The following is an 18,692-nucleotide window of genomic DNA, read 5'->3' as shown; positions in this document are numbered from 1 at the left end:
CGGCCGCGCCCGGGACCTTCGCCGCGCCCGGGGTCCCCGCCCTGCCCGGGCTCCGGCCGTGCCCGCCGGTCTCTCTCCCGGGCGGCTCAGACGACCTGGTGGAGCCAGCGGACCGGGGCGCCCTCACCGGCGTACCGGAAGGGCTCCAGCTCGTCGTCCCAGGGCTTGCCGAGGAGCTTCGCGATCTCGGCCGCGAGGTCGGTCTCGCCCTGGGCGGAGCGGAGCAGGGCGGCCCGCAGCCGGTCCTCGGGGATCAGGATGTCGCCGTGCATTCCGGTGACGGCGTGGAAGATGCCCAGCTCGGGCGTGGCGCTGTAGCGCTCGCCCTCCGCCGTGGCGCAGGGCTCGGCGGTGACCTCGAAGCGGAGCAGATGCCAGCCGCGCAGCGCGGAGGCGAGCTTCGAGGCCGTGCCCGCCTGGGCCTGCCAGGAGAACTCGGCTCTCCAGGTGCCCGGCGACGCGGGCTGGCGAATCCAGTCGAGCTGGACCCGCACACCGAGCACGCCGCCCACCGCCCATTCGACATGCGGGCAGAGCGCGCGCGGTGCGGAGTGAACGTACAGAACGCCGCGTGTCGTCACCGGGACCTCCAGTGTGGGACGAGGATCGCCTTCCCAGCGGCCTCAGTAAACAGCATCAGGAGTTAATCTCCACAAAAGGGACAGCATGTGACGTGATGTAATTTACCGGAACCGCTGGAGCGTCTGGGCACGATACTCCGGGGCGACGGGGAAAAAGCTACCGTGCGTACGCGGCCGCGGGGTGACGTAATCTCGGTCCTGGAGCCGTACGCACCAAGCTTTCACCCGGCAGGACCTCGGGGGCATCTGATTCGGAGGGGAATCGGGGATGCACGACAGGCGCGAGAGCCTTGGCACTACACGGGGACGGAGGGCCCGGGCGACCACCGCGGCCCTGACCGCCGCCGCACTTCTGACCACCGGTGTGCTCACCGGATGTGACGTCTCGTCCGACAGCTCCCGGAGCGGCGGCTCGCCCGCCAAGAAGCGGCCCGCGCAGGTGTGGGACCGCAGCCCCCGCTCGATCGCGGCCGTCGGCGACTCCATCACCCGCGCCTTCGACGCCTGTGTCGTGCTCTCCGACTGCCCCGAGGCGTCCTGGGTCACCGGCACCGACGCCGCCGTCCGCAGCCTGGCCTCCCGGCTGATCGGTGAGCCCGGCGCCATCGCCCGGCGCGCCTGGAACTTCGCCCGCACGGGTGCCGAGGTCGCCGACATCGCCGCCCAGATGAGCCGGGCCGGGGCACGGAAGCCCGATCTGGTCACGGTGATGGTCGGCGCCAATGACGCCTGCGCCGACTCGACGGCGCTGATGACCCCGGTGGCCGACTTCCGGGCCTCCTTCACCGAGGCCCTGCGGGAGCTGCGCCGCAAGGCCCCCAAGTCGCATGTGTACGTCTCCAGCGTGCCGGATCTGAAGCGGCTCTGGTCCACCGGCCGGGACGACGCGCTCGGCCGGGCGATCTGGCAACTGGGCATCTGCTCCTCGATGCTGGGCGACGCGGAGGATGTGAGCGCCAAGGCGGACCGGCGGCGGGCCGAGGTGCAGGGCAGGGTGATGGCGTACAACACGGTGCTCAAGGAGGTCTGCGCCAAGGATCTGCGCTGCCGGTACGACGGCGGGGCGGTCTTCGACTACCGCTTCAGCGATGATCTGCTGAGCCGCTGGGACTGGTTCCACCCCAGCAAGGACGGACAGGGCGTGCTGGCCGAGATCGCCTACCGGAACATCACGGCGGCCGAGCCCCCGGTGTGACCCCGGCGGGTCTGGTCAGGGACACGATCATGAGGTGATACTTCCGCACACCCGACGGAAGGTTCCCCTCATGCCCCCGATATCCGTGTCCGCCCATGCGGCCGTGATCGCCGCCCTGCTGGTGCCGCTCGCCCTCACCGCCCCCGTACCGGCGTCGGCCGCGCCCCCGGCTCCCCCGTCGCCGGCCACGGAGACGGCCACGGCGGCGGCCGGGGCGGCGGCCGGGGCGGAGGAGGCGCGCCTCGACCGGGCCGTGCCCCGGGAGATCCTGCGGCGCGCCGGCTTCGACACCGTGGCGCCCCGGTTCGGCGGCGCGCTGGACGGCGCCCGCTCGTACCGGGACGCCGAGCGGGCCGTCGCCCGCCACGGTGCGGCGCTCTGGGAGCGGGCGGTGGACCGGGCGCAGGGGCGGGGGCCCGCCCGGGGCGATCTGAGCCGGGACGACGACCGGCCGCTGTACTGGGCGCGGCTCGCGATGACCCGGGAGCTGCGGCAGTGGGAGCCCGGCTTCACGGTGGCACCGGAGCGGCGCGCCCGGCTGCTGGACCGGCTGGAGCGCTCCTCGCGCGGCCAGGACTCGATGGGGTTCCCGGGTGCGCGGGGCCGGGGCGATGACCGGGTCAAGCGGGTGGTGATGACCGGTTTCGACCCCTTCACCCTGGACCGGGACATCCGGATCAGCAATCCCTCGGGCGCCACCGCCCTGGCCCTGGACGGCACCTGGATCAGGACCGCCGACGGTCCCGCGAGGATCGAGACGGCGGTCTTCCCGGTCCGCTGGCAGGACTTCGCCGACGGGTCGGTGGAGCGGACGCTGCGGGCGCGGCTGCCGGAGGCGGATCTGTTCACCACGGTGAGCCAGGGGCGGCCCGGCCGGTTCGACATCGAGCGGACCAACGGCGCCTGGCGGGGCGGGTTCCCCGACAACGAGAACATCTCGGACACCGGGACCGTGCCGGTGAGCGACCCCGCCACCCAGCCGCAGTGGACGTCGTCGACGCTGCCGCACGCGGCGATCACCGCGGCGGACACGGGCCGTTTCGCGGTCCACGACAACACGGCGGTGACGGAGATCCCGGCGGGTGGCACCACTCCCGTGAACCGTCCCGACGGGCCCACGGAGGGCTCCACGGCCCGCTCGGGCGGTGGCGGCAACTATCTGTCGAACGAGATCGCCTACCGGGCGACGCTGCTGAGGGACCGGCTGGGGCTGACGATCCCCGGGGGCCATGTGCACACCCCTGTACTGGAGTTCGGCGCGGGCAACACCACGGAGATCACCGATCCGGCCTTCCTGGCCAACCGGCGGGACATCGTCGCGCAGGTGCGGGAGATCATCCGGGTGTCGGCCGGGCAGGGGTAGCGGGCCCGGGGACCGCCCCGGGAACGGGCGGCGGGCGGCGGGCGGCGGGCGGGGCCGGACCGTCCGTCCCCGGGTCCCACCCCGGGTGGTCCGATCATGGTTCCCCGGGTGGTCACGGGGGGTAGCGTTCTGGTGCCAGGGAAGAACGGAGACCGGTACGCCCCCGCACAGGGCGAGCTGCGGTACGAACGGAGTCCGGTGATGGCCGGCGGAACGCATGAGGCACGGCTGCTGCCGTGGTCCACCCCCGAGGGCAAGCCGTGCTACCTCGACGGCGACGGAACCGGCTACATCTCACGGGTCGCGGACACCATCGAGAGCGTACAGCTCGGCCTGGCGGGCGAGCTGATCACCCACGCCGACGAGCTGCTCGCGGAGGACGGCACATCCCCCGATCAGCTGCGGCTGATGCTCACCCAGATGACGGAGGCGCTCCGCAATGTCCACCGCATCGCGCGCAGCCGGGGTGCCCGGCTGCCCGCCCCCGTCCCCACCCCGGACGACCCCGCCCCCGACGACCCCGACGGCGGCCCGGCGATGATGGGGGCATGAGAGTCGCAGCCGCGCAGTTCGCCCCCGTACCGGGCGATGTCGAGTCCAATGTCCACACCATGCGGACTCTGGTCGGGACCGCGTCCGAGCAGGGCGGGCGGCTGGTCGTCTTCTCCGAACTGGCGGTGACGGGGTACGGATTCGGGCTGGTCGCCCACGACCCCGCGCTCCGGCTCACCGAGGACGACCCGCGGCTGGAGCCGCTCCGGGCGGTCTGCCGGGAGACCGCCACGGCGGCCGTGGTCAACGCGGCGGTGCTCACCCCGGGCGGTGCCCCCGCCATCACCTCGCTGGTCATCGGGCCGGACGGCGCGCTGCTGACCCGCTACGACAAGCAGCGTCTGCACGATCCGGAGCCCGAGGTCTTCACGGCGGGCGACCGGGACGGCCGGTTCACCCTCGACGGCGTACGGTTCGCGCTGGCCGTCTGCTACGACAACCGCTTTCCCGAACTGGCCGAGCGGGCCCGGGCGGACGGCTGCGCCGTCTATCTGGCGAGTTCGGTGCTGGAGGAGGGGAACGACTCGTTCGAGAAGGTCTATCCGGTCCGGGCCCGGGAGAACGGGCTCTGCGTCGTGCTCGCCAACCAGGTGGGGCCGAGCGACATCGGCCCCTGCCCGGGCGGGAGCGCGATCTGGGGCCCGGACGGAGGGCTGCTGGCCGGCGCGGGCCGGGCGGCGCCCTCGCTCGCGGTGGCGGACCTGCCGATCAGCGCCTGAGACCGGCCGGCCGGCCCGCGCCCGGGGCGCGGGCCGCTCCCGGGGTCAGCTCTTGAGGTAGGGGTCGCGGGCGTCGCCGGGACCGGAGGGCTCGCTCCCCGGAGCCGCCGGCCACACCACCGGCGCCGGGGCACCGGCCCGGGGCGCGGAGGCGGCCGCGGGTCCGGCGGACGGCCCGGGCTCCGGCCCGTCCGGCGCGCCCGCCAGCTCCCGCACCATCAGCGTCGCTCCCGCCACCGCGCCGGGCATCAGGAACACCGCCACGAACGGCACCAGGAACACCAGCGCCAGCGGCAGCCCGAAGCCCAGCGTCATCATCCTGCGGCCCCGCAGCAGCCGCAGCCGCTCCTTCAGCTCCACCCCGCGCCGCTGGAGGGCGACCGCCGTCAGCTCCTCCGCGAGGAAGTAGCCCGTGACACAGAACCCGAGCACCGGGACGACGGTCTGGCCGACGACCGGGATGAAACCCGCGGCGAAGAGCAGGACGCCGTAGAAGGTCACCCGGACCACGATCCGCAGCGAGTCCCGCCCGGAGATCCACAGGTCCCGCAGGAGCGAGAGACCCGACTCGGGCACCGCGCCGCCCTCGGAGCGGTCGACCTCCTCGGAGAGCGACTCGTAGAAGGGCTGGCCGACCAGGAGGGTGACCGCGGTGAAGGTGATCACCGCCAGAAAGAGCCCGAGGGCGAAGACCAGACCGGTCAGAAAGCCACGGAAGAGCCCGAGCCACGGCGAGGACCAGTCGTCGGCGAACGGTGTCGCCCAGCCCACCAGATCGTCCGCGCCGTAGCCGAGCCCGACCAGCGCCCCCGCGTACAGCACGAGCGTCAACAGCCCGGGCAGCAGCCCGAATCCGAACCAGCGGCCATGGACGCCGACCCAGCGCTGGCCCTTCACCAAGTAGCCGAACCCCGCCCCGAAATCACTCATGGAGCCACCCTATCGGGCCCGGTGGCCCGAACCCGTTGGCCGGTTTCGTAGGAAAGACCCCTTGCTTGTTGGCGACATGACCAGGTAAACCCCTCCGTATTGATCGTTGCGGCATACATGTCACTCGATCGACCCCCGATCCCCGGAGGTACTCACGCATGGGCATATCCAGACCCGTCCTGGTCACCACCGCCGCGTTCGCGGTCGCCGTGCTCCTCGCACCGGTGTCCGCGACCGCCTCCCCCGGTGCCACGGCCCTTCCCGCGAAACCGGTGCCGTCCGGCGGCTCCGACCCCGTACGCGAGCGGGGCGGCAGCGACTCGGCGCTCGCCCGGGCCCGGCCGTACCTGGGCCCGCCGTCCGCCACCGCCGAGGCGCTGCGGCACCAGTCGCCGTCGTTCCACCGGGACCTCGGCTATCCCCGGCACACGGCGCTGAGGACCCCGGCCGTCAACCCGGCCGACAAGTCGATCAAGCTGGGGCTGATTCCGTACCACTCCATCGCGCCCCGTCTCAACGCCCTCCAGAAGCGCAGCGACCGGGTCAGTGTGGAGATCGCCGGCAAGTCGGCCACCGGGCGCGATCTCTATCTCGTCACCGTCACCGAGCCGGAGAGCCGCCACGAGGCGCGCGACCAGGAGCGGATGCGCGAGCGGATCGAGAACGAGCCGGTGTCCGCCGCCCGCGACCGGCGCATCAAGTCGGAGTACAAGACCCCGGTCTTCATCAACAACAACATCCACGGCAACGAGTGGGAGGGCACGGACGCCGCCCTGAAGCTCATCGAGGAGCTGGCGACGGCCAAGGACGCCGGGACGGCGGGCCTGCTGGCGAAGAACCGGATCTATCTCAATGTGACGGCCAACCCCGACGGCCGGGTCGCGGGCACCCGCGCCAACGCCAACGGCTTCGACCTCAACCGTGACTTCATCACCGCCTCCCAGCCCGAGTCCCGGGCGATCCGGCAGCTGGCGATCGACAAGCAGCCCGCGGTGATGCTCGATCTGCACGGCTATGTCAACGGCACGCTGATCGAGCCGACCACCCCGCCGCACGGCGAGAACTACGAGTACGACCTCTTCCTGAAGAACTCCTACGCCAACGCCCTCGGCATGGAGAAGGCCGTCAACGACCTCGGCTACACCGCCGAGAAGGACGGGGTGCGCCCCGCCGAGATCCCCTTCCGGGACCAGGCGGAGGGCTGGGACGACTGGCCGCCGATCTTCACCCCGCAGTACATGCCGTTCCAGGGCGCGGTGGCCTCGCACACCATCGAGTTCCCGATGCGGGTCAACAACAGCTCCTACGACAGCCTGCCGGTGGAGGAGCTGCGCCGGCGGTCCGCGATCAACACCGGGATCGCGGGTGCGGCGATGCGCGCCACGCTCGACTACACCCGGGCGAACCGCGCCTCGGTGATCGCCGACCAGATCGAGACCTTCCGGCGCGGCGCCACCGGCGCGGCGCAGGTGCCGGTCTCCGAGGAGACCGTGCCGGGTGTGCCGGGGATCGGTCCCGAGGACGTCTACACGACCACCTTCCCCCGGGCCTATGTCATCCCGGCCGGCGAACGGCAGCGCAGCGCCACCGCCGCGGCCCGGCTGGTGGACCACCTGGTCGCCAATGACGTCCGGGTCGAGCGGGCGGTGCTGCCGTTCCGGCTCGCCGGGAGGACCCACCCCGCCGGCTCGTACGTCGTGGACATGCGGCAGCCGAAGCGCGGTATCGCCAATGTGATCCTGGCCGAGGGCCGGGACATCAGCCCCGATGTGTCGGCGATGTACGACATCTCGGGCTGGAGCCTCGGGCTGCTGTGGGGCGCGACCGTGGACAAGGCCGTCAGCGGTGAGCTGAGGGTGCTGAGCCGTCCGGTTGACGCCGCGTCGGCGACCGGCTCGGTGGCCCGGCACGGGGATCTGAAGCTGCGGCTGGACGACCCCCGGGAGCTGGCGGCGGTGAACGCGCTGCTCGCGCAGGGCGTGCAGGTCCGGCGTACGTCCGACGGCGCCGCGATCGTGCCCGCGTCGGCGCGCTCGAAGGCGAGGGTGCTCGCCGACCGGCACGGCGTGGCCTTCACGGCGACGCACGAGCGCGGTGTCGCTCCGCTGAAGCGGACCCGGGTGGCCGCCGCGGTGACCTCGGGCGAGCAGTTCGCGCTGCGGGAGATGGGCTTCGACGTGGTGCCGGTGTCAACCTCGGTGCTGAACGCGGGCTTCGACTGGTCGGGCACCGATGTGCTGATGGTGTCGGCCGGGCTCAGCCACGCGGCTCTGACGCCCGCCGCGCGGGACGCCTTCCGGGCGAGCGGGGCCGGTGTGGTCGGCCTCGGCGCGGACGGCGCCGCCTTCACCGGCGCGGCCGGGCTGATCCAGGCCACGGCGGTCGAGGGCAACGGCGACGCCAATGGCGTGGTGCGGGTGTCCAACGCGGGCGGCCCGATCACCGGCGGCGCTCCCGGGCACACCTTCGTCTACTCGCCGGTGTGGTTCACCGGGCTCGGTACGGGAGTGCGGGTGGACCAGTCGTACGGCACCGGGAACCCGCTGGTGTCGGGCCACTGGCGGGCGACCGCCGAGGGCACGGGCGGCCCGGCGGACGCGGCGGGCAGGCCGTCGGTGGTCAGCGGCACATCGGCGTCGGGCACGCCGGTGGCGCTGTTCGGCACGGAGCCGCTGTTCCGCAACCACCCGAAGGGCGCGTTCGCGCAGATCGGGAGGGCGCTGCTGAACCGCTAGGGAGTGCCGTCCGGATCGGGCCCGCGCGCCGGGCACGATCCGGAAGGGACGACCCAGCCGGTTCGGCCCGGTCCGCCTGGTGCGGTACGGGACCGAGGGCCGCGTCCCCGCGGGGGTGCGGCCCTCGGCCGTGCGTCGTCACGCGTCGAGAGAGACGATCATCTTGCCGGTGTTCTCGCCGCGCAGCAGCCCGACGAACGCGTCGTAGCCGTGCTCGATGCCCTCGACCACGGTCTCGTCGTACTTCAGCTCCCCGCTCGCGATCCAGCCCGCGACGTCGCGGACGAACTGCGGCTGGAGGCCGAAGTGGTCGGAGACCAGCAGGCCCTGGAGGCGGAGCCGCTTGCCGATGACCATCGGCAGATTCCGGGGGCCGGGCTCCGGCTCGGTGTTGTTGTACTGGGCGATCATTCCGCAGAGGGCGGCGCGGCCGTGGAGCCTGAGCGAGCCGATCGCGGCTTCGAGGTGGTCGCCGCCGACGTTGTCGAAGTAGACATCGATGCCGTCGGGGGCGGCCTGCTGGAGCTGTTCGGCGACGGAGCCGTTCTTGTAGTTGAAGGCCGCGTCGAAGCCGTACTCCTCGGTGAGGAGCTTCACCTTCTCGTCGGAGCCCGCCGAGCCGATGACCCGGGAGGCGCCCTTGATCCGCGCCATCTGGCCGACCTGGCTGCCGACCGCGCCGGCCGCGCCGGAGACGAAGACCGCGTCCCCCTCCGTGAAGGAGGCGGAGACGAAGAGCCCGGCGTAGGCGGTGAGACCGGTCATGCCGAGCACGCCGAGGTAGGCGGAGAGCGGGGCGAGCGCGGCGTCGACCTTGGTGGCCTGCTCGGCGGGGACCTCGGCGTACTCGCGCCAGCCGAGGTTGTGCACCACGTGGTCGCCGGGCGCGAGGCCCTCGGCGGCGGAGGCGACGACCTCTCCGACCGCTCCGCCCTCCATGGGCCGGTCGAGCTGGAACGGGGGCAGATACGACTTCACGTCGTTCATCCGCCCCCGCATGTAGGGGTCGACCGAGAAGTGCAGGTTGCGCACGAGGACGCGGCCTGCGGCCGGTTCCGGGACCGGTACCTCGCGCAGGGCGAAGTCCTCCTCCTTCGGCCAGCCGTGCGGGCGGGCGACGAGGTGCCATTCACGGGCGGACGCGGGAAGTGCGGACATGCTCGGATGCCTCCTAGAACGTTTCATTACCTGAAACAATCATGTGCCTGGATATTTTATGTTGTCAAGTTTTAACGTAGGCTGTCGCCATGACCACCAGCTCACGCCCCGACCCTCTGACCCTCGAAGTCGTCGATCTCATCGGCACGGTCGTGGCCCGCTACTTCGCGGAGTACGAGGAGGCGGCGGCGCAGCACTCGCTGACCGGCGCGCAGGCGAAGGTGCTCGGGCTGCTCAGCATGGGGCCGACGCCGATGCGGCAGATAGCCCAGAAGATGAAGTGCGAGCCGTCCAATGTCACCGGCATCGTGGACCGGCTGGAGCTGCGCGGCCTGGTCGAGCGCCGGCCGGACCCGCACGACCGCAGGGTGAAGCTGGCGGCGGCCACCGAGGAGGGCGCGAACACGGTGGGCCGGCTCCGCGAGTCGCTGGACTTCGCGCGCGAGCCGCTGGGACGGCTGTCGGAGGAGGAGCGGAGGGCGCTGCGGGATCTCCTGCGGCGGATGCTGGGCGAGGACGTGTAGGGCGCCCGTGAGGGCTGCGGCGGGGGTGCCCGCGGCGCGGGGGCGCCGGGCAGGATGGCGGGTATGACCGCTGCCGCGCCCTTCGGGCCTCTCGACTTCCAGCTCGTCCTGCTGCGCCGGATGGCCGACTTCCAGCCGGAGCTGGTGGAGGGGGCCCGGCGGGAGCTGGGGGCGTCCGTCGCCGGGATGCGGGAGGCGAACCGGCGCTGGCAGGCGATGGTGCGCTCGCCCAGGGGGCGGGGGGCGCTCGCGCGCTACCGGTCGGTGCTGGGCGCACCGGAGAGCGCGGCGCGCCGGCGGATCGGGGATGTGGAGTGCGAGGCGCTGGTGTGGGGGGTGCCGCTCTGGCCGGATCTCCGGTTCGAGGTGCTGGCGGGGGTGAAGGGGGGTGCGGTGTGGAACGAGTGGTTGGTGCGGGCGCCGGGGGTGGCGGGGCCGGAGCTGCGCACGGAGGAGGACCTCGTGCCGTGGGGCTGCACCGTGGAGGAGGCGGGGCGCGCCTTCCCCCCGGCGACCCTGCTGGAGGGGTCGGCGCCGACGCGCCACCGGCTGGCCCTGACCCTCCCGTCCGGGACCCGGCGGGTAGCGGATTTCACCTGGGGCCTCCTCCAACACCTGGAGGCCCCGACCACACCCGGCGCTCCCGGCGCTTGAGCCCCCGGGGCCACAGCAAACCCGCACACCCAGCCCGCCAAGCGCTTGAGAACCACCCCCGCACACACCCAGCCCGTCCGGCGTTTGAGGACGGACCCTGAAGCACAGGACCCCGCACACTCCCGGCCCGCCCAGCACTTGAAAACACCCCCCCCGGGGCCACAGCAAACCCGCACACCCAGCCCGCCAAGCGCTTGAGAACGACCCCCGCACACACCCAGCCCGTCCGGCGCTTGAGGACGGACCCTGAAGCACAGGACCCCGCACACTCCCGGCCCACCCGGCACTTGAAAACACCCCCCCCGGGGCCACGGGAAACCCGCACACCCAGCCCGTCCGGCGCTTGAGGACGGACCCCGCGCCACGGGAAACCCGCACTCCCAGCCGGCCCGGCCATCGAGCACGCCCCCTGGAAGCCCAGAACCCCGCGGGCACCCGGGTGGGTGACCCGGCGCGCGGGGCATTGCGGGGCGGTGGACGATGCCAGCAGGCCCCGCACCCGGGAGGACACCCCGTGACCGTCAGTCTCGAACAGCTCCGCCGCTGTCATGTCGCCGTCGACCTCGGCGCCGCCCGCACCCGAGTCTTCGTCAAGGGCGCGGGCCTCGTCGTCGACGAGCCCAGCGTCGCCGCCGTCAACACCCGCACCGGCGCCCTCATCGCCGTCGGCGCCCTCGCCGAGAAGATGACCGGCCGCACCCCCGACTACATCCGCGTCGCCCGCCCCGTCTCCGGCGGCACCGTCGTCGACATCGAGATGGCCCAGCGCATGCTCCGCCACCTCCTCGGCGAGAAGCTCCGCCGCCAGCTCCGCCGCAAACCCCGGCTGCGCGCCGCCGCCTGCACCCCCCATCTCAGCGACCCCCTGGCCCAGCGGGCCGCCGTGGAGACCCTGGTCGGCCTCGGCGCCCGCCGGGTCGAGCTGGTCGACACACTGATCGCCGCCGCCGTCGGCTGCGGCCTCCCCGTGGAGCAGCCCACCGCCACCATGATCATGGTGTGCGGCGCGGCCACCACCCAGATCGCGGTGCTCTCGCTCGGCGCCATCGTCACCGCCGAGCGCATCCCCGTCGGCGGCAACGCCATCGACCACGCGGTCATCCAGCATCTGCGCACCCAGCACGAGCTGATGCTCCCCAGCCAGTCGGTGCGCCCCCTCCAGCTCGCCCTCCAGAGCAACGGCCTCCACTCCCACGGCCCCGAGTCGACCGAGATCCACGGCCGTGATGTCGCCACCGGCCTCGCGCGCTCGGTGCTGGTGGACACGGCGGCCGTGCGCAACGCCATCCACACCCCGCTCACCTCCGTCATCGACGGCATCGGCAAGGTGCTGCGGGACTGCCCGCCCGACCTCGTCGCGGACCTCGCCGACCGGGGGATCATGATGGTCGGGGGGAGCGCGCTGCTCCCGGGTTTCGACCAGATGCTGCGGGACGCCACCGGGATGCCGGTGCAGATCGCCGAGCGGCCCGACATCTGTGCCGTCCTGGGGCTCGGTGCGATGCTGGAGGGCAAGATCCAGCCACTGGTTCTCAATCCGCTGGCCGGGGTCGACTGAGCGCGGAGACGGGCGGCGGCGTGAGCGAACCGGGCGGGCCCGCGGAACCGGAGCCCCGGCTGCCGGTGCTCCTGGAGGCGTTCCTCGGCGTCGGCACCGATCTGGAACTGCCCGGCACGCTTCAGCAGATCGTGGACACGGCCACCGAGCTGGCCGGGGCCCGGCGCGGCGCACTCGGGGTCGTCGACCCGGAGCACGGGGTGCTGACCGAGCTGTTCACCTCCGGTCTCGGCGAGGCCGAGCGGGACCGGATCGGCCGGGAGGCGCTCGGCCGGGCGCCGGGCAGCGCGGCCGGGCTCATCGGACTGCTCTCCCCGACCCCCGAGCCGGGCGCCGGGGCCGGGGGCGGGGTGCGCTCCCTGCTCGGGGTGGAGATCCGGGTGGACACCGAGGTGTTCGGCACGCTCTATCTCGTCGGCAAGCGCTCGGGCTCGTTCACCGACGAGGATCTCGCCGTGCTGCGGGTCCTGGGCTCCCGGGCGGGGATCGCGATCGGCAACGCCCGGCTGTACGAGAGGGCCCGCCAGCGGGAGCGGTGGATCGCGGGCGCCGCCGCCGTCACCACGGCACTGCTCACCGGGGAGAGCGCGGAGGACGCGCTGATGACCGTGGCCGAGCAGGCCCGCATCCTCGCCCGGGCGACGGCCGGGGTGGTGCTCCAGCCCACCGATGAGGGCGGGATGGAGATCGTCGCCGCGTCCACGGCGCGCGACTCGACCGACTCGACCGGCGCGGACAGGGCGGACGGACCGGGCGGACCGGAGGAGGGGAGCGAGGAGCAGGAGGAACAGGAGAAGCAGGAGGAGGACATCGTGGGCACCACCATCGCCCCGGGCTCCCCGGTGCTGGTGCAGCTCCTCGGCGGCGAGCCGGTCTTCATCGACGACTCGGCCACCGACCCCCGGATGACGACTCCGGTCCGGACCCGCTTCGGCCCCTCGATGATGCTGCCGCTCCAGAGCGGCGGCCGGCTGATCGGGACCCTCGCGCTGCCCCGGGGGCGGCACGGACGTCCGTACACCGCCGAGGAACGGCTGCTGGCCACGCAGTTCGCCTCCCAGGCGGCGCTGGCGCTGGTCCTCGCCGACGCCCAGCACAACCGTGAGCAGCTCGCGGTGTACGAGGACCGCGACCGGATCGCGCGGGATCTGCACGACCTGGTCGTACAGCGGCTGTTCGCCACCGAGATGATGCTGGAGTCGACCCGGCGGCGGGCGGCGGGCGACGACTCCGACGAGCTGCTGGGCCGGGCGGTGGACGAGCTGGACTCGACCATCCAGGAGGTGCGGACCGCGATCTTCGCTCTCCAGCAGCCGCCGGCCGAGGTCCCGACGAGCTTCCGGGGCCGGGTGCTGCGGGAGACGGCCGGGGCCTCCGCGCTGCTCGGCTTCCGGCCGTCGGTACGGTTCCGGGGCGCGGTGGACGCCCTGGTGCGGGAGCCGGTGGACGGGCAGTTGCTGGCCGCGCTCCGGGCGGCCCTGGCGGCGGCGCACCGGCGGGCGGACGTCACCTCGGTGGAGGTGGACATCGACGCGGCGGCCCGCCTCCCGGACGGCCGCACGGGCATCCGGCTGGTGGTGACCGACAACGGCCGCCCCGAGCCCGGCGGCACGGACGGCACGGCCGGCACCGACGGCACCGACGACACGGCCGGCGCCGACGGCGCCGGGCGCCCCGGACGGACCGGCACCACGGTCACCTGGGAGGCCCCTCGCTGACACCGCGCGGGCACCGGAGGGGCTGTGGCGGATGGACGCCAACCCGCCCTGCGGGGCTCGTCCGCTGGCTAGTCTTCAGCCATGCGAATGACACTGGGAGCGACCCGGACGCACCACCCCACGGCATGAGACCCGGGCCCCCCGCGCACCGGCGGGCCCCTCGGGCGGCCACCCTGCTCGGATGGCTGGTGACGGGCTCCGTCCTGCTGGCCGCGCTGCTGGCGCTCGCCCTCTGCGGGACGCTGGTGTGGTGGCTGGAAGTGGGCTGAGCCGGTCCCCGGCCGGCCTCGGCGAGGCCCTGCCCTCCCCCCTCCCTCTGGAGACGGATATGGAGAACGACGAGTGAGTGACCTCTTCCCCGCCCTGAGCGGCGCCCCGGACCGGCCGGCCCTGCGCTTCGGGGAGCGCGCCCTGACCTATGGGGAGCTGACGGGCGCCGCCGGTTCGCTGGCGGTGCGGATCGGGGGCGCGTCCCGGGTAGCGCTCTGGGCCACCCCCACCCTGGAGACGGCGGTGGGGGTGGTCGCCGCGCTGCTCGCCGGGGTCCCCGTGGTGCCGCTCAACCCGAAGACGGGCGAGCGCGAGCTGGGGCACATCGTCGCGGACAGCGCGCCGGTGGCGGTGCTCGCCGGGCCCGGGGAGCAGCTGCCGGGGTCGCTGGCCGGTCTGGAGCGGATCGACATCCCGGTGAGCGGAAGCGCGGGGCCGCTGCCCGAGGACCCCGGGCCGCTCTCCCCGGCGCTGATCGTCTACACCTCGGGCACCACGGGACCGCCCAAGGGCGCGGTCCTCCCCCGCCGCGCCGTCGCCACCTCGCTGGACGCGCTGGCGGAGGCCTGGGCCTGGACCGGTGACGACGTGCTGGTCCACGCGCTGCCGCTGTTCCATGTCCACGGCCTGGTCCTGGGCGTGCTGGGCCCCCTGCGCCGGGGCGGCTCCGTGCGGCACCTGGGCCGCTTCTCGGTGGCGGGCGCCGCCCGGGAGCTGACGGCCGGCGGCACCATGCTCTTCGGTGTGCCCACGATGTACCACCGGCTGGCCGAGGCCCTCGGCGGCGACCCGGAGCTGCGCAAGGCCCTGGCGGGCGCCCGGCTGCTGGTGTCGGGTTCGGCCGCGCTCCCGCTCCACGACCACCAGCGCATCGAGGCGGCGACGGGCCGCCGGGTGATCGAGCGCTACGGCATGACGGAGACGCTGATGAACACTAGCGTGCGGCTGGACGGGGAGCCCCGGCGGGGTTCGGTCGGGACGCCGCTGCGCGGTGTCGAGCTGCGGCTCACCGAGGAGGACGGCTCCGTTGTCACGGCGTACGACGGTGTGACCATCGGCGAGATCCAGGTGCGCGGCGAGCATCTCTTCACCGGGTATCTGAACCGCCCGGACGCCACGGCCGCCGCTTTCGACGGGGACTGGTTCCGCACCGGCGACATGGCCGTCCGGGACCCGGACGGCTCGGTCCGCATCGTCGGCCGCCGGGCCACCGACCTCATCAAGAGCGGTGGCTACAAGATCGGCGCGGGTGAGATCGAGAACGCCCTGCTGGAGCACCCGGGTGTCCGCGAGGCCGCGGTGACCGGCGAGCCGGACGCGGATCTGGGTGAGCGGGTGGTGGCGTGGATCGTCCCGGCCGACGCGGGCGCCCCGCCCTCCGCCGAGGAGCTGGCCGGGCATGTGGCCGCTCAACTGGCCCCGCACAAGCGCCCCCGCACGGTCCGGTTCCTGCCCGCCCTGCCGCGCAATGACATGGGCAAGATCATGAAGCGGGCGCTGGAGGCTCCCTGAGACCGGGCCGTTCGAGCACTGTTCGAATTGAGGGGCTCTCGGCGCGCGGGCTCCTCCGGGGGCGCCTAGCGTGAAGGGAGGCAGCCGCTCCGGGCTGCCCCTTCGCCGCGGAAGGAGCCGCACCATGGCCGTACGATCGGAGGGCACACCCTGCTGGGCGGATGCGATGTTCCCCGACCTGGAGGCAGCGAAGAGGTTCTACGGCGAGCTGCTGGGGTGGACGTTCGGCGAGAGTTCCGCGGAGTTCGGCCACTACACCCAGGCGACCCTGGACGGCAGGGCGGTGGCCGCCGTCTTCCCCCGGGACCCGGGCACCGACACCCCGGCCGCCTGGAACCTCTACTTCGCCACCCCGGACGCGGAGGCCACGGCATCGGCGATCCGGGAGAACGGCGGCGAGCTGGTCAAGGAGCCCATGACTGTCGCGGACTTCGGGAGGATGGTGGTCGCGAGGGACCCCAGCGGGGTGTACTTCAGCGCCTGGCAGGCCGGCGCCCACGAGGGCTTCGAGACGACGGGCGAACCGGGCTCCTACGCCTGGGCCGAGGTCTGCACCCGCGAGGAGCGGAAGGCGGACTCCTTCTTTCCCGTGGTCTTCCCGTTCCAGGTGGAGCGGATGGAGAGCGAGCGGGTCGACTACCGGTTGTGGCGGGTCGGCGGCGAGCCGGTGGGTGGCCGGCTGAAGATGTCGGACAACTTCCCGCCGGAGGCGCCCCCGTTCATCAATGTGTACTTCTCGGTGGCGGACACCGACGCGGCGGTCGCCACCGTCCGCAGCCTCGGCGGCCAGTTGCTGTACGGGCCGAAGGACAGCCCCTTCGGGCGGTTCGCCCCGGTCATGGACCCGCAGGGAGCGGTGTTCACCGTGATCGACACCGGGACGCGCGCGGGCGAGATGCCCGCCTTCTCCTGACACACCCGCTCCCCACGCCGGTACTCCGGCCCGCCCGGAAGGACACCTCCGGACGGGCCGGGATTCCCGGGAGCGGAGTCGTCACCGCGGCCCGGCGGACTCCTCGGTGTCCGGGAGCCCGGCGGGGCGGGCCGCGCCGGACTCCCCGCCGCTGTCCCACACCCGGTCGGAGCGGGCCGAGCGGGGCGCGCCGCCGGCGCTGCCCCGGGCCGGGGCCTGAAGCTCCGGCAGCAGCGGGGCCCCCGGGCCGGACCGGGCGCGCCGCCCGGCCGGGGCCGACGCCTCCACCTCGCGGGTGTCCGCCGTGCCGGTGGCGGCGCGGGGCGTCAGCCGGGGCGTCATGACCGAGGCGTGTGTCAGCCAGCGCTGGGCCCGGGAGCCGTCACGGGGCCGGGCCACCACATCGGCCCCGGCCTCGGACGAGCCGGGGGCCACGGCCAGCCGGCCGTCCCAGTGCGGGATCAACTGGCCCCGCACGGTGAGGTCGTACCGCACGGCCCCGCCCGACCGCTCCCCGCCGCCCCTGCCGTCCCCGCCGCCCCTGCCGTCCCCGCCGCCCCTGTCGCCCTTGCCGTCCCCGCCGTCCCGGCTGTCCTTGCCGTCCCTGTCATCCCTGTCGTCCCGACCGCCCCCGCCGTCCCGGCCGTCCCCGCCGCCCCTGCCGTCCCCGCCGCCCCTGTCGCCCTTGCCGTCCCCGCCGTCCCGGCTGTCCTTGCCGTCCCTGTCATCCCTGTCGTCCCGACCGCCCCCGCCGTCCCGGCCGTCCTTGCAGGGTGTGAGGGTGAGTACGCCGTCCTGGGAACGGGAGTTGAGACAGAGTCCGGGCGCGGCGGCGGAGCGCAGCAGGCCGTCCTGCTCGTGAATCCACTTCTGGGTGAGGGAGTGGGAGCAGTCGGCGGTGGTGGCCGCGGCGTCCCGGCGGGCCCGCTGCTCGCGCAGATCGAGGCAGAGGCCCGACCCGGCGTGGTGGAAGTGGATGGTGACCGGGCCCGGCGGGTGGGCGGCCGCGGTCGCCGACGGCAGCGGGCCCGGGGTGACGGTCACCCGGTCGCTGGGCACGGGGGAGGCCGACGCGGTGCCGGCGGGCGCCGCCACCCCGTCCGTGTCGCCGCCCTGGAGTCCGCTGACGACAGTGGCGGCGACCAGCAGCCCCGTGGCCGCTCCGACCCCGGTGACCAGGGCCGAGCGCCCCTGCCGGGAGAGCCCGCGGCCCCGGGGCCGGCGGGGTGCCGGGGGCCCGGCGGCAGATCGCTCCGGCCGCTCCGGTGGCGCCGCGCCGGCCGGCCGGCGCCCGGTTCCGCGTACCGCCGCCGCCCGCGCCTGGTAGCGGGCGTTTCTGCGGGTGGGCCGTGAGTCCAGATAGGGCTGCGCGGCCGGTCCGAGCACCGCCTGGGCGAGGAGCAGGGGGAGCCGTCCGTCGCGGTGGTCGAGCTGTTCGGCGGCGAACCGGCAGTGCGGGCAGCCGACGGGGTGCGAGCGCATATCGGGGGGCAGTTCACCGCCCCGGCGCAGGCTCACATCGAGCAGCCGATTGTAGTGGCGGCATTCGCACTCGGGTGCGATTTCCAGATGGGCGCGGAGAATCCCGGCCCTGAGCATTTCGTGCGCCTGGCCGAGCTGGACGGCCGCGCCGCGCGGATGCATCGCGAGTAAACCCGAGGGTAGGGATATGTCCTCCGCCTCGGCCTCGGTATGCCACAGGAGGCATTGCGCGGGGCCCGGCAATGCCAGAAAGGCCCGGGAGACCAGCAGGCGATTCTCCGGCAGGGTGAACATGCCGACGGGAACGGTGCGGCCGGTCTCGGGATTCTGGAGTTCGGGCAGCGCGGTAACCCGTTCATCGGCCGCCCAGCCCTTGGCGATATGCCGGGCGGTCAGCAGAAGAAGCGGACGGAGTGCGGCGGTCGTGCGAACTCGCCGGAGATTCTCCAGCACTCTGCTGAAGGCGGCGGTGGTGAGGAGAGCGGCGGCCTTCGCCGACGGTGTGCCGATCGCGGCATAGTCGTGGACCGGCTGCCAGTGTCTCGCCAGCAGCGCCGCCACCGGCCGGGCGTCGCCTCGATCGGCCCCGGCGCGCACCGCGGCGGCCAGGCCTTCGTCGGACGAGGCGGAGTCGAGACCGGTGCGGGCAGGGGGAACGGAACCCTGAGGGCGGGGATTTCGCATAGGACGTCTTTCCATCCTGGGCATTGCGGTGGGGGGTTGGGGCAGTGCCGTGCGGCCCGGAGCCGGCGGACCGGGGATTCGGGTCAATGGAGGCGTCGAGGCCATCGAGGTCGTCGGGGTCGGGAAAAGTCCAATGAGGTCCGG

The 18,692-nt window shown here is 73.6% G+C and carries 16 protein-coding genes; 12 read left to right on the top strand and 4 right to left on the bottom strand.

Going from position 1 to position 18,692, the window contains the following annotated elements:
- Positions 1-86: 86 nt before the first annotated feature.
- Positions 87-581, bottom strand: coding sequence for a DUF3145 domain-containing protein (locus ABT122_RS10860; RefSeq protein ID WP_351548562.1), 495 nt, complete (start codon positions 579-581; stop codon positions 87-89).
- Positions 582-849: 268 nt separating this feature from the next.
- Between ABT122_RS10860 and ABT122_RS10855 the strand changes: the two genes are divergently transcribed.
- The 4 genes from ABT122_RS10855 to ABT122_RS10840 all read left to right on the top strand — a co-directional run bounded on the left by ABT122_RS10855 (position 850) and on the right by ABT122_RS10840 (position 4,410).
- Positions 850-1,776: an SGNH/GDSL hydrolase family protein gene (locus ABT122_RS10855; protein WP_351548559.1), complete on the top strand. Its 927-nt coding sequence runs from the start codon at positions 850-852 to the stop codon at positions 1,774-1,776.
- Between the two features lie 70 nt (positions 1,777-1,846).
- Positions 1,847-3,139: a pyroglutamyl-peptidase I gene (locus tag ABT122_RS10850; RefSeq protein ID WP_351548556.1), complete on the top strand. Its 1,293-nt coding sequence runs from the start codon at positions 1,847-1,849 to the stop codon at positions 3,137-3,139.
- Positions 3,140-3,337: 198 nt separating this feature from the next.
- The gene (locus ABT122_RS10845) at positions 3,338-3,691 is read left to right on the top strand and encodes a hypothetical protein (RefSeq protein ID WP_451069178.1); all 354 of its coding nucleotides are present in this window, start codon (positions 3,338-3,340) and stop codon (positions 3,689-3,691) included.
- The gene (locus ABT122_RS10840) at positions 3,688-4,410 is read left to right on the top strand and encodes a carbon-nitrogen hydrolase family protein (RefSeq protein WP_351548553.1); all 723 of its coding nucleotides are present in this window, start codon (positions 3,688-3,690) and stop codon (positions 4,408-4,410) included. Before ABT122_RS10845 ends, ABT122_RS10840 begins: the two co-directional genes overlap by 4 nt.
- Before the next feature lie 45 nt (positions 4,411-4,455).
- On the opposite strand, the gene ABT122_RS10835 is transcribed toward ABT122_RS10840, so the two are convergent.
- Positions 4,456-5,340 carry an EI24 domain-containing protein gene (locus tag ABT122_RS10835; RefSeq protein WP_351548551.1) on the bottom strand — a complete coding sequence of 295 codons (885 nt, stop codon included), beginning with the start codon at positions 5,338-5,340 and terminating at the stop codon, positions 4,456-4,458.
- Between the two features lie 158 nt (positions 5,341-5,498).
- Between ABT122_RS10835 and ABT122_RS10830 the strand changes: the two genes are divergently transcribed.
- Positions 5,499-8,075: a M14 family zinc carboxypeptidase gene (locus ABT122_RS10830; RefSeq protein WP_351548548.1), complete on the top strand. Its 2,577-nt coding sequence runs from the start codon at positions 5,499-5,501 to the stop codon at positions 8,073-8,075.
- Positions 8,076-8,213: 138 nt separating this feature from the next.
- On the opposite strand, the gene ABT122_RS10825 is transcribed toward ABT122_RS10830, so the two are convergent.
- Positions 8,214-9,233, bottom strand: a complete 1,020-nt coding sequence (locus ABT122_RS10825) for an NADP-dependent oxidoreductase (protein ID WP_351548546.1) — start codon at positions 9,231-9,233, stop codon at positions 8,214-8,216.
- An 89-nt stretch (positions 9,234-9,322) separates the two neighbouring features.
- Between ABT122_RS10825 and ABT122_RS10820 the strand changes: the two genes are divergently transcribed.
- The 7 genes from ABT122_RS10820 (at position 9,323) to ABT122_RS10790 (ending at position 16,382) form a co-directional block, all read left to right on the top strand.
- Positions 9,323-9,757, top strand: a complete 435-nt coding sequence (locus ABT122_RS10820) for a MarR family winged helix-turn-helix transcriptional regulator (protein WP_351548543.1) — start codon at positions 9,323-9,325, stop codon at positions 9,755-9,757.
- Positions 9,758-9,811: 54 nt separating this feature from the next.
- Positions 9,812-10,411: a hypothetical protein gene (locus ABT122_RS10815; protein WP_351548540.1), complete on the top strand. Its 600-nt coding sequence runs from the start codon at positions 9,812-9,814 to the stop codon at positions 10,409-10,411.
- A gap of 514 nt (positions 10,412-10,925) precedes the next feature.
- A complete protein-coding gene (locus tag ABT122_RS10810) occupies positions 10,926-11,969 on the top strand; it encodes a rod shape-determining protein (RefSeq protein WP_351548537.1) in 1,044 nt (347 codons plus the stop codon).
- Between the two features lie 20 nt (positions 11,970-11,989).
- Positions 11,990-13,687 carry a GAF domain-containing protein gene (locus ABT122_RS10805; RefSeq protein ID WP_351548534.1) on the top strand — a complete coding sequence of 566 codons (1,698 nt, stop codon included), beginning with the start codon at positions 11,990-11,992 and terminating at the stop codon, positions 13,685-13,687.
- 125 nt (positions 13,688-13,812) lie between these two features.
- Entirely contained in the window at positions 13,813-13,956 is a 144-nt protein-coding gene (locus tag ABT122_RS10800) for a hypothetical protein (protein WP_351548532.1), read from the top strand.
- 73 nt (positions 13,957-14,029) lie between these two features.
- Positions 14,030-15,469, top strand: coding sequence for an acyl-CoA synthetase (locus ABT122_RS10795; RefSeq protein ID WP_351548529.1), 1,440 nt, complete (start codon positions 14,030-14,032; stop codon positions 15,467-15,469).
- Between the two features lie 124 nt (positions 15,470-15,593).
- The gene (locus ABT122_RS10790; RefSeq protein ID WP_351548526.1) at positions 15,594-16,382 is read left to right on the top strand and encodes a VOC family protein; all 789 of its coding nucleotides are present in this window, start codon (positions 15,594-15,596) and stop codon (positions 16,380-16,382) included.
- A gap of 81 nt (positions 16,383-16,463) precedes the next feature.
- Here ABT122_RS10790 and ABT122_RS10785 read toward each other — a convergent pair whose 3' ends face one another.
- A complete protein-coding gene (locus ABT122_RS10785; protein ID WP_351548524.1) occupies positions 16,464-18,548 on the bottom strand; it encodes a ricin-type beta-trefoil lectin domain protein in 2,085 nt (694 codons plus the stop codon).
- Positions 18,549-18,692: the final 144 nt, after the last annotated feature.

The organism is Streptomyces sp. NPDC001985 (assembly GCF_040296845.1).
Lineage (GTDB): Bacteria > Actinomycetota > Actinomycetes > Streptomycetales > Streptomycetaceae > Streptomyces.
Note: the sequence above shows the minus strand (reverse complement) of the source record. Positions and strands in the feature narration are given on the sequence as shown.

What these genes read in the sequence shown, in the direction of transcription:
- ABT122_RS10855 (WP_351548559.1), top strand. Translation starts at nt 850, where the DNA reads ATGCACGACAGGCGCGAGAGCCTTGGCACTACACGGGGACGGAGGGCC.
- ABT122_RS10850 (WP_351548556.1), top strand. Translation starts at nt 1,847, where the DNA reads ATGCCCCCGATATCCGTGTCCGCCCATGCGGCCGTGATCGCCGCCCTG.
- ABT122_RS10840 (WP_351548553.1), top strand. Translation starts at nt 3,688, where the DNA reads ATGAGAGTCGCAGCCGCGCAGTTCGCCCCCGTACCGGGCGATGTCGAG.
- ABT122_RS10835 (WP_351548551.1), bottom strand. Translation starts at nt 5,340, where the DNA reads ATGAGTGATTTCGGGGCGGGGTTCGGCTACTTGGTGAAGGGCCAGCGC.
- ABT122_RS10830 (WP_351548548.1), top strand. Translation starts at nt 5,499, where the DNA reads ATGGGCATATCCAGACCCGTCCTGGTCACCACCGCCGCGTTCGCGGTC.
- ABT122_RS10825 (WP_351548546.1), bottom strand. Translation starts at nt 9,233, where the DNA reads ATGTCCGCACTTCCCGCGTCCGCCCGTGAATGGCACCTCGTCGCCCGC.
- ABT122_RS10820 (WP_351548543.1), top strand. Translation starts at nt 9,323, where the DNA reads ATGACCACCAGCTCACGCCCCGACCCTCTGACCCTCGAAGTCGTCGAT.
- ABT122_RS10815 (WP_351548540.1), top strand. Translation starts at nt 9,812, where the DNA reads ATGGCGGGTATGACCGCTGCCGCGCCCTTCGGGCCTCTCGACTTCCAG.
- ABT122_RS10800 (WP_351548532.1), top strand. Translation starts at nt 13,813, where the DNA reads ATGAGACCCGGGCCCCCCGCGCACCGGCGGGCCCCTCGGGCGGCCACC.
- ABT122_RS10790 (WP_351548526.1), top strand. Translation starts at nt 15,594, where the DNA reads ATGGCCGTACGATCGGAGGGCACACCCTGCTGGGCGGATGCGATGTTC.
- ABT122_RS10785 (WP_351548524.1), bottom strand. Translation starts at nt 18,548, where the DNA reads ATGCGAAATCCCCGCCCTCAGGGTTCCGTTCCCCCTGCCCGCACCGGT.